We start from the raw sequence: 17,311 nt of genomic DNA, 5'->3' as shown, positions 1-17,311 counted from the left end.
TGCTAGCTACGAGGCGGCTTGGCCCCTACCCCGACCGGACTTTCACCGGCTAGTTGTACCCAGCTTTGCTAGGCGCGCACGGACCCGGAAGCCGTTATTTGACCGACAATTGCCTTTTTGAGAATGTAACGGACTTGAGCGACCTTATTCCGCCTAATCGAAGCATGGAACAGAAGATTTCGTGCCAATAGCGTCGCTCGGGTCCTTTACAAATAGAAATAGGGCCGTTTCATCGAAACAAGAGCGTCTCGGTCCGTTAGAGGCCACCGGCGGGCGTCCGGAGACCCTCCCCTTCTCTTCCTTCATCCGCGCGGCCCTTATGGTATACTGGGGACAATACGGGGAATGAAGGTGATTTCGATTCAGTTTGTTGCCATGCTGACGATGCTTATCGACCATATCGGCCTCATCTGGTTTCCGGAGGAAACGGCCTGGCGCATCATCGGGCGGCTGGCGATGCCGCTCTACGCCTACGCCATCGTGCTCGGCTATTTCCGAACGAGTAATATAAACCGCTATTTGGCGCGCATCGCGGTGCTTGCCCTAATCTCGCAGCTGCCGTATCAATTCGCCTTTCACCTGATCGAAGTCAACACCGTCGGCTCGTTGTTCATGTGTCTGCTGCTTCTGCGCCTTCTCGACAAATATAAAGAAAAGCGCGCCGTCCCGTATTTGATCGCGGCGGCTTTCGTCGTCCTGCTTGAGGCGCTGCCGTTCAGCTACGGCGCCTATCTGGTCCTGCTCGTCCTGATCTACCGATACGCCGGCTCGCAATGGATGACGCCGCTTCACTTCATCCTGAACGTCGCGAGTGTGTTCGCCAAAGGCTGGCTTTTGCAAATTTTCAGCGTGTTCGCGACCGTGCTCCTCGTCTATGCGCCCGATTTCATGCGGAGCATCGACAGGATCCGCGTTCCGCGGATCGTCTGGCGAAGCTTCTACCCGCTTCACCTGGCGATTCTGGCCGTCGTCTCGTTCTATACGGGCAACTTGGGCTTCCTCGACCTGCTCGACCGCGTTTATTGAAGCTCGGCCATAAGCCTATCCAGCTCTTGCAGGCACTGATCGGCCGATTGCCAGCCCGGCTCTTCCAGCTCGAGCAGCCGCCGCACGAACAAGACGACTGGGCGCGGAAGCGCAAGCTCCTCCTCCCAGCTGCGCTCCGCCTGCCCTTCTTCCGGCTCGTAGCCGGCATACATGATGAACAAGAACAGGTGGCCGAGCCCATACAGGTCGCTGGAAGGAAGCGGCCGCCTCATCTTCCGCTTAAAGGCGGACCAGCTGTCGCTGCCGGCCGCAGCCCCCGGGGCCGCCATGTCCGGATCCGGCTCGTTCAGTCCTAAGCGCAGCGGCTCCGGGAGCTGTTCGCCGATCCGGCAAGCAAGTCCGTAGTCGATCAAATAAATGGCTCCGTCCTTCGCCATGACGTTCGGAATTCGGACGTCCCGGTGCACGAAGCCCGCTCCGTGCAAATAACCGAGCGTCCGCAGCAGCTCCTTCGCAATGCAGAGCGCCTCCCGCAGCGTAAGCGCGCGTCCCTGCGCCATCAAGCGACTCTCCAGATCGTCGCCCTCTACGAGCTCCATAATAAGCGCTTCGTCGCGGCCTCGCGTCTCGTAGCCGATCCATTTCGGAATCCGCGGATGCCGCAGCTCCCGCAAGATTCGGCTCTCCCGCCGAAGCAGCAGCCTGCCGATTTCCTTCTTGCTCGGCTTATTCCGTTTGAGCAGCACCGTCCGGCCCGACCCTGTATCCGTGCACGCATAGGCTTGCCCGTAGCTGCCCATGCCGAGAAACCGGTCAATGCGGTACCGGCCCATCCAGACGATCCCGTTCCGGAGCGGATAGTCCCGCCACCGGCGGATCATTGCCGAGCATTTTCCAGACACAACCTTCCACATATTCGCTCTCTCCCGGCACCGTTTTTGCCGCGACTGAGACGGCTTCTCCCGCGGAGTCCGGCAAACGCCTAGAAACCTTAACGGCAAAACGGCGTACTAATTACTATATGAAAGCTTACGCTTTCGCAGCCCGCTTTGCTTCACAAAACTTATGAGCATGCATTCGAAGCGAAGTTTTGCTTCACAAAATTTTTCGGCGTATGCTTTCGAAGCGAAGTTTTGCTTCACAAAACTTTTTAGCGTATGCTTTCGAAGCGAAGTTTTGCTTCACAAAATTTTTCGGCGTATGCTTTCGAAGCGAAGTTTTGCTTCACAAAACTTTTTAGGAGGTCAAATTCATGCTTAAACAACTGCTTAACCGTTTACTGCACTCCGTCACAGGCCATAAGAACCACCACGGTCATCACCATTATAGCAGCAGCGATTACAAGAAGGGCTACCATCATCCGCAGAACCGTCCGCCTCATTACCCGCCTAAGGGACACGGATATTATAAGAAAAAATACAGCAGCTTTTCCAGTTAATCGAAGGCAGTTCCCGAATCGTGTCGAATTTTGTTGATTGTTAGGAATTTATGAAATTAATAAACAAAATTCTTACGACCGTTTCATAAGGGGCTAAAAGGTTTAAGTTAGAATGGGGGAAATCGATCGGAGGTGCAGCAGCAATGATGAAAGTCATAACCTTCAAACGTCGTTCCGTCCCTGTCTACTACCCTAACGAACAATCCGCATCCGTAGATCTGCTTTCTCATAAATTGTACGAAATGGAACTAGACTTTGATTTCCGCAAAAAATGGAGACGCATCAAATCCGTGGAAATGGTACGCGACGTCGCTATTTTTCAGTATAACGACGGCACGAAGCTCTACCTTGAAGTATCCTGACCGCATGGCCAAGTGCAAACGGCTGACTCCGTCTTTTGGCGGAATAAGTTCGTTTTGCGATGAAATATACGCTGTCTATAAGTACAAAACTTATAAATTGTTATATTTCAAGTAAATAAGACCTGTCGACACGCCGCGCGTGCCGGGACAGGTCTTTTTTTGCGCGCCGCCCCGGTCCTGTACAGGAGGTGCCGGAGCAGGCGGCGAATCAGTACAGTGCCTGACAACCATTCCATTCAGGGAGGCTTTCGAGATGATGAACGATCGCAGCAATCCGTTAAAGCCCGAAGTACGCGCCTATCTCGAGAGGATTGGGTACAAAGGCCCAATCGACACGAGCGCCGCGGCGCTGGCCGAATTGCAGGAACGCCATTTGCACGCCGTGCCTTACGAGAACTTCGATATTTTGCGGCGTCAGCCGCTCTCGCTCGATATCAACGATCTGGTCGACAAAATCGTCGTCCGCCGCCGCGGCGGCTACTGCTTCGAGCTGAACGCCCTATTCGGCTGGCTGCTGAGGGAGCTCGGGTATCCCGTGACCGACCTCGTCGCCCGCTTCTGGCGCGACGAGCCGAATCCGCCGCCCAAGCAGCGGCATCAGGTGCTAAAGGTCGAAGCGGACGGACAGAGCTATCTGTGCGACGTGGGCGTAGGAGGGATCGTGCCCCGGCGGCCGATCGAGCTGACGCCGGGTCTGATCCAGCAGCAAGGAGACGAGCGCTACCGGATGGAGAGAGACGAGCAGTACGGCTGGGTGCTGTGCGAACACCATCGCGACGACTGGCGGTGGCTGTATTCCTTCACCGAGGAGCCCAAGCTTCCGAAAGATTTCGTGATGGCTTCCTATTGGTGCGAGAATGCGCCCGACTCGATCTTCGTAAGCAATCCCATGGCCGCCATCCGTACCGCCGAGGGGCGCAACACGATCGCCGGGGAGGAGTTCCGCATCTTTAACGCCGAAGGCGTGAAGACGATCGCCCCGCGGTCGGAGGAAGAATATAACGAAGCGCTGCGTTTATATTTCGGCATCGTGCTGTAACGGTCCGCGCCGCTCGCGCCGGCTAGCTGCGGCGGATGACGGACAGGTCGAGGGCGCCTAACTCCATCGGCTTGCTGAGCAGATAGCCCTGCACGTAATCGCAGCCCCATTCCCGAAGACGCGAATATTGCTCTTCGAATTCGACGCCCTCGGCCAGAACCTCGAGCCCAAGCTTATGGACGAGCTGAATGATGCCTTCGACAAGAATTCGTTCCGCGCTGTCCGCGTCGATTTTGCCGATAAACGATTTGTCGATTTTCAAGCATTGCACGGGGAGCTGAAGCAGGTTCGCGAGCGAGGAGCTGCCCGTGCCGAAATCGTCCAGCGCGACGCGCACGCCGGCGGCGCGAAGCCAGCTGAGCGCCGTAATCGCCGCATCGGAGGCGTAAAGGCTCGAATGCTCCGTTATTTCGAGCTCGAGCGCCTCGGGAGGCAGGCCGTACTCTTTGAGCGTATGCAGGACGGTCCTCGAGAAGGTCGGATCCTTCAGCTGATGCGGCGAGACGTTGATGCCCATGATCAGGCTGTCCGCTCCATTCGCGTTCAGGGACGCAAGCATGCGGCACGCTTCCCGCAGCACCCACTCGCCGATCGGGATAATGAGCCCGTTGTGCTCGGCAATCGGGATGAATTCCGACGGCTCGACCGTCCCAAGCTCGGGATGAACCCAGCGGATGAGCGCTTCGAAGCCGCGAAGCCCCCCGTCCGCCGTTCGGTAGACCGGCTGATAGCTAAGATGGAACTGACGCAAATACAGGGCAGGCCGAAGCGCGGCTTCGATATCGATCCGCCGATTCAGATGCCGCGTATCCTCCGTATTGTAAAACCTCGCCCGATTGCCGCCCATCTCCTTCGACTGATGCAAGGCGAGTTCGGCCCGGCATATGAGCTGCTCGCTCGTCCGCCCGTCCTGCGGGTACAGCGTCGCGCCGATGCTCGAAGTGACGTACAGCTCCGTACCGTCGACCTCGATGGGGCGCTCGACCGCGTTTTTGATTACTTCGACCGCCCGCAGGCTTTGCGTTTCGTCTTGCCCGACGGGCATCGCCACGAGGAACGTATTGCCTCCGATCCGGTTAACGGTGGACGATCCCCTCGCTTCCGACAGCCTCTTGCCGATCATGCTGAGCACGTAGTTGCCGAACTCCGTGCCCTTCGTTTCATTCAAGCCATGAAACCGGTCCAAGTCGATAAGCGCCACGACCATCCGCTTCCCCGCCGCTCGCACGGCATTCACCGCCACTTCAAGCTGCGCGAAAGCTTCCTTCCGGCCTGGCAAACCGGTCAACGCATCCATTATTCCATTCACCGCCCGTTTACATTAATTAATCCCATATTGGCATGAAAATATTAGAAAAATGCACGGGCCGCCTTTAGGAGATTGTTAAAGTTTTTAACAGCCGTCCGGCCCGCGTTCCTACCATGCAGTTGTTAGGAAAGCGTGAGCTTGGGCGGCGCCTGCGCGCCTCCGATCGCGGTAAAAGAAAACGCCCCGGCGTCCCGGAGCGGTCCTGATCCATATATTCAGCTCGGGCTCAAACTGGAATGCTGGGCCGTATACTTGTAGCCGAAGCCCCATACCGTCCGGATCAACCTGGGCTCCTTCGGATTCTGTTCGATTTTTTTGCGCAGATTGACGATATGTACATCAATGGCACGATCCGTCACGAATGAATCGAAGCCGCGTATCGCATTAATAAGCTCCTCCCGGCTGAACACTTTGCCGGGGTGGGCCAGAAAGAGCTTCATCAGCTCGTATTCCGAAAAAGTCGTCTCCACCAGCTGGCCCCTCACAAGCAGCAGCCTTCGCTCGAAATCAAGCTGGATCGGATTGGCATCGTCCGCAGCTTCCGTTGCGGCAGCCGTCTGCTGGGCGGTCTCGGCCTGCACCGAATTCGAGCGGCGGATCAGCGCCTCGACCCGGGCGGTCATCTCATGCATGCTGAACGGCTTGCACATATAGTCGTCCGCGCCGGCTTTCAATGCCTGCACCCGTTCGGACACTTCGCTCTTCATCGATAGAATCATAATGGGAACGTTCGAACGCTTCCGAATTTGCGCGCAAACCTCCATTCCGTCCAGATCGGGCAATATCAAATCAAGCAGCACCAGATCGGGGGCGAATTCCTCGGCCAGGCGCAGCCCTTCGTCCGCGCGGTAAGCCTGCTTCACGGAATAGCCCTCTTCCGATAAATACATAGACAGCATATCGCTCATCATGACGTCATCTTCGATAACTAGAACCTTATACATCGTCGTCACCCTTTTTGAGGATTGCAGATTTCTGTCAATTATGATTGTAACTCTACTATACAATACCCTCAATAATGGGACAACAATTTGTTAGAAAATTGTTAGGCATTTTTGTCGAACTGCTCCAGCGCGCCGTTCAGTCCTGCCAGCAGCCGCTTAAGCGCCGCCTCCAGAGCGTCGATCGCCGTCGTCAGCTGCTTCCTGACCGGCTTCGGCTGCCTGACGATCCGCTCCACCTCGAGTACCGCCTCCTGCAGCTCGTATGCGGACAAATAGCCAGCCGCGCCCTTCAGCGTATGAATCATCCGCTTCATATTCGTAAGCTCCGGCTGATGAAGCATGATGCGCAGCTGGTCGGCGAACAGCGCGTAGTCGATCGCGAACTGCTCCATCATGTGCAGCAGGATCGGCAGCTTGCCGTTCACCCTGGCCAGCGCGCTGTCCACGTCCATGCCGGCTACCGCCGGCAGCGCGCGCTCTTCCTCCCGCGCCGCGGCCGCCTGGCTGGCGGCCGCTTCCGTATCATGCTGCGTCATGGGCCTCTGAATCAGCTTGCAGCCCTCCTTCAGCCAATACGAAATGACGGTATGGAGCCGCTCGGAGGCGACCGGCTTCGTCACGACGTCGTTCATGCCGAGCTTCAAGTAGCGCTCGTGATCGTTGCGCAGCACGTTCGCCGTCACCGCAACGATCGGAATCTCGTCATATTCCGATTGGGCGCGGATTTTGCGCACCGCCTCCGCCCCGTCCATCAGGGGCATATGGATATCCATCAGAATAAGATCCCACCTCTCTTCCTTCAGCTTCTGGAGCACCTCCAGCCCGTTCTCGGCGAGGCCGACCTCGTAGCCCTGCTCCTTCAATATTTCGATCGCGACGAGCTGATTGATTTTATTATCCTCCGCGAGCAATATCCGCGTGCGTTCCCCTTCCCCGTAGGACGGCGCCGGCGGGACCTCGCCTTCCTGCCCGTTCCCGTCGATCGATTTCTGATCGATGGCGTTGTCGATCGCCCGCAGCATCGAAGTCCGGAGAATCGGCTTGATGAGCAGCGTCAGCGGCCGTTGCTCGCTCGGCAGCTGCATCATTTCGTCGCGGCCGTAGGAGGTCGTCATCGCGATCGTCTTCACGCCGACCGCTTCCGCTTCCCGGTGGAATTCGAGCCACGTCTCCGCCCCGTACATATCCGGCATTTCCATATCGAGCACGATCAGCTTCGGCAGGGCGCCCGCCCCGATCCGGCGCAGACGGTTCCTTGCCGTCTTCCAGGAATGGAAGACGATCGGCGTTAAGCCGAACGCTTCGACGATGCCGCTCCAATGCTCGGCCATCTCCTTGTTGTCTTCGACAATCCAGAGCGGCTGCTCCCGCATCTCGTCGCATATTTGCCTGCGCGGCTCGCTGTACTTGTGCGTAACGGCGAACGGCGCCGTAAAATAAAATTTGCTGCCGACGCGCGCCTCGCTGACGACCTTGAGCGTCCCGCCCATCAATTCGACCAAGGAATTGGAAATGACGAGGCCAAGGCCCGTGCCGCCGAATTTGCGGGTCGTCGAACCGTCCGCCTGCGTGAACGGCTTGAACAGCTTCTCGACCTGCGCCTCGCTCATGCCGATGCCCGTGTCCTCGATAATAAACCGGATCTTCACGAGCTCCTCCGATTCCTCCGCGATGTCCAGCTTCAGCTTCACCCGGCCTCTATTCGTAAATTTAATCGCGTTCATGCACAGGTTCAGCAGCACCTGCTCGAGGCGCAGCATGTCCCCGATCACCGTCTGCGGCAAGTTCTCCGGCAGGTCGATCATAAATTCGAACTGCTCCTTGCCGCCCATGAAGACGCTCAGCTGATCGGTCAACCGGTTCATGAGCTCTTCCGGCTGAAACGGCAGCCGCTCGAGATCGACCTTGCCCGCCTCGATTTTGGAGAAATCGAGAATGTCGTTAATGATCCGCAGCAGCGTCTCGGAGGAGGTGTTCATCTTGTCCACGTAATCCTTCTGCGACGCGGACAGGCCGGTCTTGCGCATCAGCTGCGCAAGTCCGATGATCCCGTTCAGCGGCGTCCGGATTTCGTGGCTCATCAGCGCAAGGAAGCGGCCTTTGGCCTGACTCGCCTCTTCCGCTTCGAGACGCGCCCGGACCAGCTCTTCCTGAACGGCCTTCTGCTCGGTGATGTCGCGCGCGATGCAGGAGAAGTACAGCTCTCCCGTATGCTCGTTATGATGGGCGACGACGACCATGGACACGTGCAGCGGTTCGCCGTTTGCCTTCAGCAGCTGGACGCCGCTCTCCCAATAGCCGTGCTCCCGGGCCTGATTCGCTCCCTTGACGAGCTCGACGAACATTTGCCGGTGCATATAATCCGCAACCTTATATTCTTTGCCTACGACGCTGTCGATCCCGATCATCTCGCGGCCGGCGCGGTTCATATAGATGACCTTGCCGTCCGTATCCGCCGACGCGATCAAATCCTTCGCCGACTCGACGATATCGAGCAGCCGGTTGCGGGCGAGCTCGACATGCTTGCGGTCGGAAATATCGAGCACCATGCCGACGACGCCGGAGAACTTGCCGTTCCTATCCCGCAGCCCGTTCGAGCTGTGCAGCGTCGGAATCCGGGTGCCGTCCTTGTGGATGAACGTCCATTCCCGCTCGTAGGAGAAGCTTTCCTTGCGAAGCTCGCGGAACACGTCCAGCCCCGGCTTCACCTCGCGCCCGAGCCTGGCCGACAGCATCTCCGCCTCGGCGTAGACTTCGTCCATATCCATGAACAGGAGCGGCGTCGCAACGCCCGCAAGCTCCCCCGTCTTGTAGCCGAGCATCTCTTCGGCGGTCCGGTTCAAATACGTCACCTTGTATTGATCGTCCAGCACGATAAACGCGTACTGATTCTGGTTTATGATCGCTTCCAGACGATCGAACATTTCCTGCAGATGCACCATCATGCCGTTGACGGAATGGGCCAGCTGGCCGACCTCGTCATGCGGCTCCACCGCCAGATGCTCCGCTTCGAACTTCCCCGCGGCCGCCTGCTCCGTGACGCTCAAAATATGTTCGAGCCGCTTGACGATCCGCTCGAAGTAGAGGAAGAAGAAGATGACGACGATGATTTCCGCCACGGCGATCATCGAGAAGATGCGCCAGAAGATCGGGGTTACGATCTCTTCCAGCTTGGACATCGGCTCCTGCAGCGCGATCCGCCAAGGCGTCCCGTGCACCTTCGTATGGAAGACGGCGAACGAATGGCCGTCGATCTTCGTCTTCGTCATCCCCTCCCCGGAGCTCAGCATGCTCCGGTTAATCTCGTTATACGCGCTCCCTTCGCCGACAAGCTGACGGACGTCTTCCGTCTCCGATCCCGTCCGGTAGAGCAGGTCCCCGTCGTCATTGAACATCCGGGTGACCGTGCCCTCCCCTTCATCTTCAATGTAGGACCTCAGCTTCGAGAACGAAATCGCAACGTACACGACGCCGTTCACCGCATAGTCGTCCCCGTAGACGGGAACGGCGATGATCGACTGGGCTTCGTTCGAGAAGCCCGGTTCGTACGGGTCGGTCAGCATGGTCTTGCCTCCCATCGCAACCCGGTAGAAGGTCTCCCCGCTCATGTCCCGCGACTCGCCGTCCGTTCTCACGCTTACTCCGTTCGCGTCTATGTAACCGATCGCATGATACTTGAAGCCGCTGCGGACAAGCTCGCGGCCGAAATAGTCGAGCCGTTCCCGGTCCGTACCGGAGCGGACCACCTCGGTGCGGCTCATTACCTGCGCCTCGGCCTTGCGCACTTCCATCCAGGACGCCAAGTCGTTCGCGCGGCTGCCGAGCCTGCTGGTCGTCTTCTCGATTTCCGATTGAAGCATCGCCCGCTTCACCGCCGTATAATTGCCGATGCCGGCCATAAGCAGCGGAATGAAAGAAATAAGGACGATTAGAATCAAGCCCTTGGTCCGTAACGACATCCCGTTCAAGCTGCTGTCCCCCCCTGCGCCCGTCCTTCTTGCCCCATGCTGTCCCTATTATACCTTCCGGCGGCGGTTTGGAGAAGAAAAAACGCCGGAACGAGAGCGGCGCTTCTCGCGCAGGCACGTTCCGGCGTTCCATCTATCGGATGAAACTTCTATCTGCTTCCTCTTGCCTATTTCTCCGCGAGAATCGCTTCGATCCGGCCCAGCTCTTCTTCGCTAAAATCCGGCTTGTTCAGCGCCTCGACATTATCGTCGATTTGCTCGGGCCTGCTCGCGCCGATCAGGGCGGAGGTGACCTTGCCGCCTCTCAGCACCCAGACGAGCGCCATCTGGGCAAGCGATTGTCCCCGCTCCCGGGCGAGCGCATCAAGCTGCTTCACCTTGTTCAGCTTGCTCTCCGTAAGCGCGTCCGCATTCAGGAACACGCTCGGGCCCGCCGCCCGGGAATCGGACGGCACGCCGTTCAAGTAACGGTTCGTGAGCACGCCGCCGGCCAGCGGCGAGAACACGATCGAGCCGATGCCCTCCCGCTCCAGCACGTCCTGCAGCCCGTCTTCGATCCATCGGTTCAGCATGGAGTAGGAAGGCTGATGGATGAGGCAAGGCGTGCCGAGCTCCTTCAGGATGGCGGAGGCGCGCGCCGTCTGCTCGGCGCTGTAATTCGAGAGGCCGACGTACAGCGCCTTGCCCTGGCGGACGACGTGGTCGAGCGCCATCATGGTTTCTTCGAGCGGCGTGTCCGGATCGGGGCGGTGGTGATAAAAAATATCGACGTAATCGAGCTTCATCCGCTTAAGGCTCTGATCCAGGCTGGAGACCAAATATTTGCGCGATCCCCAGTCGCCGTACGGGCCCTGCCACATATAGTAGCCCGCCTTCGTCGAGACGATCAGCTCGTCGCGGTAAGCCGCGAGATCCTGCTTCAAAATAAGTCCGAACGTCTCCTCGGCCGAGCCCGGCGGCGGGCCGTAATTGTTCGCCAGATCGAAGTGGGTAATGCCAAGGTCGAAAGCCCGGCGGACCATCGCCCGTCCGTTCTCCAGCCGGTCGACGCCGCCGAAGTTATGCCACAGCCCAAGCGAAATCGCCGGCAGCTTGAGGCCGCTCCGTCCCGTTCGGTTGTACTTCATCCCCTCGTACCGGTTGTTAGCCGCCAAATACGTCATGTTCATCTCTCCTTTGTACTTGTTCGTATCGATCGCTTTAGGTTCTCACCTTGCGCTCCAGCTTCAAATGCGGGCTGTTCCGCACCGTTTGCTCGAAGAAAGCGGGCTGCTCCTGGACAAGTCTCTCCCAGGCTTCCACGCAGCGGGGGTCGAAATGTCTCCCGCTCTCCTTGACGATGATTTCCATCGCCGCTTCATGCGACATCGCTTTGCGGTACGATCTCGACGAGGTCAGAGCGTCATAGACGTCCGCCACCGCCGTTACGCGGGCCAGCAGCGGGATTTGCTCTCCCGCCAGCTTGTCCGGATAACCCGTGCCGTCCCACTTCTCGTGATGCGAACGGATGACGGACAGCTCCTCCGGCATGAACCCGAGCCGCTTGCACAGATCGTAGCCGGATACGGGATGGACCTCGATCACCTGCCTCTCTTCCGGGGTAAGCTTCCCGGGCTTGTTCAGGATCAGATCGGGAATGCGCAGCTTCCCGACGTCGTGGACGAGGCCGCCCTGCGCGATCGCCCGCAATTCGCCGGAGGTCAATGCCATCTCCTCGCCCAGCTTCAAGGCGTACAAAGCGACGCGGTAATTGTGGCCGGCCGTGTAGGAGTCGCGCGCTTCCGTCGTCATGACGAGCTCCCTCACGCTCGTAGACATGTACGTGTTGATCCAGTCGCGCGGATTGGCCCGAAACATCAATTTGACCGAGGCCGAAATCGAGCGCGAGCTGACGTATTGGCAGACGATGCCGGTCACCATGACGATGACCGAGGCCAGCAGCAGAAAGTGGTAAAGCCACCAGCTTGCATACCACATCTTCCCCGTCACGATAATGAGCTGGGCGACGACCAGCCAGCCCGAGCTGTACACGACGGCGAGCTGCAACGGAAACCGGGAGGATAAGTAGGTTTTCAAATAACGAAGCATCGTCCATCCGTTCATTCCCGCAATAAAGATCGTCGCGACCCACATCATAGGCTTTTCCTTCAGATGAAAATAATGCGTCACTTCGGGAAAAGCCCATAGAAACGAGCATGCCGCCAGCAGCAGTAGCGTCCAAACGGGAAGCAGCCAGCGCTGCCATTCCGCGAACCACTTAATCAATGGCTTGTCGGCGGACATCGATGACAGCCACAGCCAGACGACCGCCAGCATGATGCTTAGCTGGGCCGCATTGCCGGACATGCCGGAATGGTGCATGAGGAAGCCTGGGGTGGACAAGCCGTGAAGCGTGAACATGGCCGCCAGCGACACATAGGAAAGCGATAGAAAGCTGATCTTGATATTGCGCAGCTGCGTCGCCACGATTCCGACCGCGATCGCAAGGGCAAGCGCAATGAAAGAAACGAGGCTGACGATATAAAAATGCTCCTGCGGCGCGTTAAAGCTTCTGTCCGCCGCCGACGCCTGGAACAGAAAGTAGCCGGCAAGCGGCAAGAGCATCGCGAGAGCCAGCCGTGCGAATACCGTCGTATTGTTATGCAAGCCCTTATCCTCCTACATATGTACGTTGTTAGCGTTAGATCATCTATCGCCGGACGGCGCGTGCAGCGATTGTTGCCAAGGCCGGGAAGCGTGCTTGCAAAGTCGAACGCCATTGCATAATCGCGGCGGAAAAACAAAGTCGATACTTGTTGAATAATCGCTTACATAATAATACCATTCCTTATGCATCCTATACACTACAATTAATATGAATCGACATATTGTGCAAGTCCTATTTTTTATTTTATTTTCGTTTAAGGTTTTTTTATTTACGTTTTGTTATAGTATTGAAATAGTATTGAAACCTGACAAACCGAAGGGAGTTTAAGGAATGAATAACAACGAGTCGCAGTCCAACAAAGACGCAGAAAAAGATTTGGCTGCGAATGAAGATCGCCAGGAAAAAGAAGAACGCTACGCGTACGACAACGACGAGCAGCGGGACGACTCTTTGAAGGAGGAGAACGCGGCCATCGAGAAGGAGCTCGAAGCCGAGGCCGGCGGCGCTCTGCCGGAGGATGCCAACGAGGAAATTCGCGCGGTCTCCGGGGAAGGTCGGAACGAGGCGCCCAAGAGTGGCGCCAACAAGGCATGGATCGCCGTCTCCGCCGTGCTGGCCGTCCTGCTCGTCGTCGTGCTGATCAAGCCTCCGTTCGGCGGCACCAACGAGGCGGTCGCGACCGTTAACGGCGTTGAGATTACGAAGGACAAGCTGTACAGCAAGCTGGTCGAAGCCGGCGGACCCCAGACGCTGGAGAACGTCATTACGGAAGAGCTGATCAATCAGGAGGCCAAGGCGAATAACGTCACGGTTACCGATGCGGACGTCGATGCCGAAATCGAGCTTATCAAGAAAAACTTCGGCGACGACGAGACGTTCAACAGCACGCTCGCCCAGTACGGCATGACGCTGGAGAGCCTCCGGAACGATACGAAGATCAACTTGACGATCCGCAAAATTTTGGAGCCGAAGACGGAAGTGACCGACGAGGAAATCCAGCAGTTCTACGACGAGAACAAGGAAACGCTCGGCACGCCGGAGCAAATTCAGGCTTCGCATATTTTGGTCGCGACGAAGGAAGAGGCGGAGGCGATTCTGGCCGAGCTGAAGCAAGGCGGCGACTTCGCGGCGATCGCGAAGGAGAAATCGACCGATCCCGGCTCCAAAGATAACGGCGGCGATCTCGGCTTCTTCGGAAAAGGCAAGATGGTTCCCGAATTCGAGGAAGCGGCATTCGCTTTGAAGGTGAACGAGCTTAGCGGCGTCGTGCAATCCGAGCACGGCTTCCATATCATTAAGAAAACGGCCGAGAAGGCGGCTGTCGTGCCGACCCTCGAAGAGAAGAAGGAAGAAATCCGGAATCAGCTGGTCGCATCGGAAGCGAACGGGCTCTCCGAAGCTTGGCTGACCGAAATTCGCGACAAAGCGAAAATCACGAACACGCTCTCGCCGGAGACGACCGAAGAGCCGGCTGCAGGCGACGACGCAGCCGCAACGGACGCGGCGGAATAACAAACGCAAAAGGGACCGTGCTCTATGCGATCGAATCGATCGCGTAAGACGCGGTCCCTTTGTCTTCGCCGGCCGCCCCTCGCCTGGAGGGGAAGCGGGGAGCGCCGCCGAAGATACGATATTCTATTCTATGAATCTCGAAAGTTGACGTTATTTGATAGACGGGATTCGGCCATTTTGAAAGAGGCAAGCTGCCTGATCCGCCCTCTCCGGCTATTGCCGGGGAGCGCAAAACGACGCCGAGGGCGCATGTGCCGAAGTCGGCCGCGAATGGCGCGCCGCTTGCGGGACGGATCGCTTGTGGTATGATGTTGGAAGAAAAAGTTCATCTTATCCAGTCGATTTGGAGGGAATGTTAGTGAGCCAGTATGGAGTTAGAAGCTACCAAGAGGCCTACGAGATGTATGAATTAACGGAACCGGGTACGAACTCGCGCGTGCTCGTCTGCCCGGAGCGCGGCGGGATCGTCACCTCGTGCCGACTGCGCGGAATCGAGCTGTTCTATTTGGATCAAGCGACCTTCGAGCATCCTGCCGCGAACATCCGCGGCGGCAACCCGATCCTGTTCCCGATCTGCGGGCAGCTGGACGGGCAGTCCTACGAGTGGAACGGCCGATCGTACAAGATGGCGAACCACGGAGTGGCGCGCACCTCCGCCTGGGAGGTCGTCGGCACGTCGGCAGACGGGGAAGCTTCCGTTACGATCCGCCTGACAAGCGACGAGCGGACGCTTGAGTCATTCCCGTTCGCGTTCGAGCTGCTGTTCACCTACGCGCTGAAGGACGGCGAGCTGCATACGCGCCAGACGTACCGCAATTTGAGCGAATCCGGGGCGATGCCGTTCTACGCCGGCTTCCACCCTTATTTCGCCATCGACGGAGACAAAAAAATCGCATACGAATCGGATGCGACCAAGTATCTCGACTATAACGACAACGTCGTAAAACCGTTCGAGGGGAGCGTCGATCTGGAGGAACTCGTGGAGTCCGTCTGCCTGCTCGATCCGAAGAAGGCCGAAATTTCGTTCCCCGGCGCGGCCGGCGCGCGCGTGCGGATGACGTACGACGGCATTTTCAAATACGTGGTGCTCTGGTCGGTGAAGGACCGCCCGTTCGTGTGCGTCGAGCCTTGGATGGCCATGACCGGCGAGCTTAACCGCCAGGAAGAGCTCGTCATGCTCGAAGCCGGCGGCGAGCTTCGCGCGAATCTGACGATCGGCTGCGACAAATAAGGCAAGGAACGCCGGCGGGCCGCCTCTCCTGCCCTGCGCAGCGACAGGCGGCCCGCCGCCGCTTAATACCCTTCGCCTTGCCCGCCCGTCACGATCGCGATGCCGGAGCTCGCGCCGATCCGGTTCGCTCCGGCGGCGATCATTTGCAGCGCCGTCTCGCGGTCGCGCACGCCGCCCGACGCCTTCACGCCGAGCTCCGGCCCGACGATCCGGCGCATAAGCGCGATATCCTCGACCGTCGCGCCGCCCTTGCCGAAGCCCGTCGACGTCTTCACGAAGTCGGCTCCGGCTTTTTTGCACAGCTCGCATGCCGTCTCCTTCTCCTCGTCCGTCAGGAGGCCCGTTTCCAGGATGACCTTCAGCACCGCTTGTCCCTTCACCGCCGCGGCCACGCCTTCCACGTCGCGACGCACCCCTTCGGGATCGCCCGACTTCAGCAGTCCGATGTTGAGCACCATATCGACCTCGGTCGCGCCGTCCTTGACCGCGAATTCGGCCTCCGCCGCCTTCGCCGCCGTCGTCGTCGCGCCTAGCGGGAAGCCGACCACCGTCGTAATGCCGACGCCAGAGCCTGCCAGCTCTTCGGCCGCCGTCTTCACCCACCCCGCGTTCACGCATACGGTCGCGAATTTGTACTGCTTCGCTTCGCGGCAAATTTGCAGCACCTCGTCCTTCGTCGCGTCCGCCTTCAATATCGTATGGTCGATCATCGCCGCCAGCTCCGCAGGCGAATAATTCGTGCTATAGCTCATATCCCATTCCTCCGCTTCGTCGCTTGCCGGTTCGTATCGTCTTCCCTATCCTGTCCAATTCGGGAATCGGGATACGCCCATTCCCTAACATTATACGAAGCTTTGACAGAAACGACAACGCCGCCTCCCGGCAGCCGCGGCCGTTTTACTTTTGCGCTTTCGTTACGCTATGATGGATATGCCAATCGATAACAGGAGGGACATCCGGCATGGAAAATATGTTAAGCAAAATAAACGAAGCCGCGGCTTACATACGCTCGCGGCTGCAGGCGCAGCCGCAAATCGGCCTCATCCTAGGCTCCGGACTCGGCGTCATGGCGGACGAGGTCGCGGACCCGGTCGTCATCCCTTACGGGGACATCCCCCACTTCCCCGTCTCTACCGTGGAAGGCCACTCCGGCGAGCTCGTCGTCGGCCGGCTTGAGGGCAAGACCGTGCTCGTCATGAAAGGCCGTTTTCATTATTATGAAGGGTACTCGATGAAGGAGGTCGTCTTCCCCGTCTACGTCATGAAGAAGCTCGGCATCGGAACGCTGCTCGTCACGAACGCGGCCGGCGGCATGAACCGCTCCTTCGCGGCCGGCGACCTGATGCTCATCCGAGACCATATCAACAACACGGGCAGCAATCCGCTCATGGGCGCCAATCTCCCCGAGCTCGGGCCGCGCTTCCCCGACATGTCGCAGGCGTACGACCGCGAGCTTCGCTCCATTGTGGCCGCCCGGGCGGAGGAGCTCGGCATCAAGCTGCAGCAGGGCGTCTACGTCAGCATATCCGGGCCGACCTACTGCACGCCGGCCGAGCTGACGATGATGGCCGGCTGGGGCGCCGACGCCGTCGGCATGTCGACCGTGCCAGAAGTGATCGCGGCCAACTATGCCGGCATGCGCGTCGTCGGCATTACGTGCATTACCGATATGGCGATCGGCGACGAGCTGGAGCCGCTGACGCACGAGCAGGTCGTCCGGGTAGCCGAAGAAGCCCGGCCGAAGTTCATCGCCCTGGTGAAGGCTTCCGTACGTACGATGCCCGCCTGATCCGTGAAATTTGTCGAACGCCTCCCCGCCCCGCGGCGGGAGGCGTATTTTTTTGGCGTTTACAATAAATTTGAAAATTCAAAAA

14 protein-coding genes are annotated in these 17,311 nt (G+C 58.4%); 7 read left to right on the top strand and 7 right to left on the bottom strand.

Going from position 1 to position 17,311, the window contains the following annotated elements:
• Positions 1 to 345: 345 nt before the first annotated feature.
• Entirely contained in the window at positions 346 to 1,026 is a 681-nt protein-coding gene (locus IDH41_RS28170) for a TraX family protein (protein WP_223830137.1), read from the top strand.
• Here the strand turns inward: IDH41_RS28170 and IDH41_RS28165 are convergent.
• Complete coding sequence (locus IDH41_RS28165; protein ID WP_223830136.1) at positions 1,020 to 1,901, bottom strand: serine/threonine protein kinase; 882 nt, start codon at positions 1,899 to 1,901, stop codon at positions 1,020 to 1,022. The two genes, IDH41_RS28170 and IDH41_RS28165, sit on opposite strands and share 7 nt — an antisense overlap.
• A 338-nt stretch (positions 1,902 to 2,239) precedes the next feature.
• Here IDH41_RS28165 and IDH41_RS28160 point away from each other — a divergent pair, with 338 nt between their 5' ends.
• The 3 genes from IDH41_RS28160 to IDH41_RS28150 all read left to right on the top strand — a co-directional run bounded on the left by IDH41_RS28160 (position 2,240) and on the right by IDH41_RS28150 (position 3,826).
• Entirely contained in the window at positions 2,240 to 2,425 is a 186-nt protein-coding gene (locus IDH41_RS28160) for a hypothetical protein (protein WP_190867152.1), read from the top strand.
• 143 nt (positions 2,426 to 2,568) lie between these two features.
• On the top strand, positions 2,569 to 2,787 hold the full coding sequence (locus IDH41_RS28155; RefSeq protein ID WP_190867150.1) for a hypothetical protein: 219 nt from the start codon (positions 2,569 to 2,571) through the stop codon (positions 2,785 to 2,787).
• A 256-nt stretch (positions 2,788 to 3,043) separates the two neighbouring features.
• The gene (locus IDH41_RS28150; RefSeq protein WP_190867161.1) at positions 3,044 to 3,826 is read left to right on the top strand and encodes an arylamine N-acetyltransferase family protein; all 783 of its coding nucleotides are present in this window, start codon (positions 3,044 to 3,046) and stop codon (positions 3,824 to 3,826) included.
• Between the two features lie 22 nt (positions 3,827 to 3,848).
• Here the strand turns inward: IDH41_RS28150 and IDH41_RS28145 are convergent, their stop codons facing one another.
• The 5 genes from IDH41_RS28145 to IDH41_RS28125 all read right to left on the bottom strand — a co-directional run bounded on the left by IDH41_RS28145 (position 3,849) and on the right by IDH41_RS28125 (position 12,693).
• On the bottom strand, positions 3,849 to 5,123 hold the full coding sequence (locus IDH41_RS28145; protein ID WP_190867148.1) for a putative bifunctional diguanylate cyclase/phosphodiesterase: 1,275 nt from the start codon (positions 5,121 to 5,123) through the stop codon (positions 3,849 to 3,851).
• A 227-nt stretch (positions 5,124 to 5,350) separates the two neighbouring features.
• On the bottom strand, positions 5,351 to 6,079 hold the full coding sequence (locus tag IDH41_RS28140; RefSeq protein ID WP_190867146.1) for a response regulator transcription factor: 729 nt from the start codon (positions 6,077 to 6,079) through the stop codon (positions 5,351 to 5,353).
• 101 nt (positions 6,080 to 6,180) lie between these two features.
• The gene (locus tag IDH41_RS28135) at positions 6,181 to 10,038 is read right to left on the bottom strand and encodes a response regulator (protein ID WP_223830139.1); all 3,858 of its coding nucleotides are present in this window, start codon (positions 10,036 to 10,038) and stop codon (positions 6,181 to 6,183) included.
• Positions 10,039 to 10,214: 176 nt separating this feature from the next.
• The gene (gene mgrA / locus IDH41_RS28130) at positions 10,215 to 11,210 is read right to left on the bottom strand and encodes an L-glyceraldehyde 3-phosphate reductase (RefSeq protein ID WP_190867141.1); all 996 of its coding nucleotides are present in this window, start codon (positions 11,208 to 11,210) and stop codon (positions 10,215 to 10,217) included.
• Positions 11,211 to 11,247: 37 nt separating this feature from the next.
• Positions 11,248 to 12,693 carry an HD-GYP domain-containing protein gene (locus tag IDH41_RS28125; RefSeq protein WP_223830135.1) on the bottom strand — a complete coding sequence of 482 codons (1,446 nt, stop codon included), beginning with the start codon at positions 12,691 to 12,693 and terminating at the stop codon, positions 11,248 to 11,250.
• A gap of 331 nt (positions 12,694 to 13,024) precedes the next feature.
• On the opposite strand from IDH41_RS28125, the gene IDH41_RS28120 reads away from it, so the two are divergent.
• Positions 13,025 to 14,206 (top strand): foldase protein PrsA, encoded by a 1,182-nt coding sequence (locus tag IDH41_RS28120; RefSeq protein WP_190867139.1) that lies wholly within the window; start codon positions 13,025 to 13,027, stop codon positions 14,204 to 14,206.
• 400 nt (positions 14,207 to 14,606) lie between these two features.
• On the top strand, positions 14,607 to 15,437 hold the full coding sequence (locus tag IDH41_RS28115) for an aldose epimerase family protein (RefSeq protein WP_223830134.1): 831 nt from the start codon (positions 14,607 to 14,609) through the stop codon (positions 15,435 to 15,437).
• 62 nt (positions 15,438 to 15,499) lie between these two features.
• Here the strand turns inward: IDH41_RS28115 and deoC are convergent, their stop codons facing one another.
• On the bottom strand, positions 15,500 to 16,189 hold the full coding sequence (gene deoC, locus IDH41_RS28110) for a deoxyribose-phosphate aldolase (RefSeq protein WP_190867135.1): 690 nt from the start codon (positions 16,187 to 16,189) through the stop codon (positions 15,500 to 15,502).
• Between the two features lie 209 nt (positions 16,190 to 16,398).
• On the opposite strand from deoC, the gene IDH41_RS28105 reads away from it, so the two are divergent.
• Positions 16,399 to 17,226 carry a purine-nucleoside phosphorylase gene (locus tag IDH41_RS28105; protein WP_190867133.1) on the top strand — a complete coding sequence of 276 codons (828 nt, stop codon included), beginning with the start codon at positions 16,399 to 16,401 and terminating at the stop codon, positions 17,224 to 17,226.
• The last annotated feature ends 85 nt before the right edge of the window (positions 17,227 to 17,311 follow it).

This window comes from Paenibacillus arenilitoris, assembly GCF_014705655.1.
Lineage (GTDB): Bacteria > Bacillota > Bacilli > Paenibacillales > Paenibacillaceae > Pristimantibacillus > Pristimantibacillus arenilitoris.
Note: the sequence above shows the minus strand (reverse complement) of the source record. Positions and strands in the feature narration are given on the sequence as shown.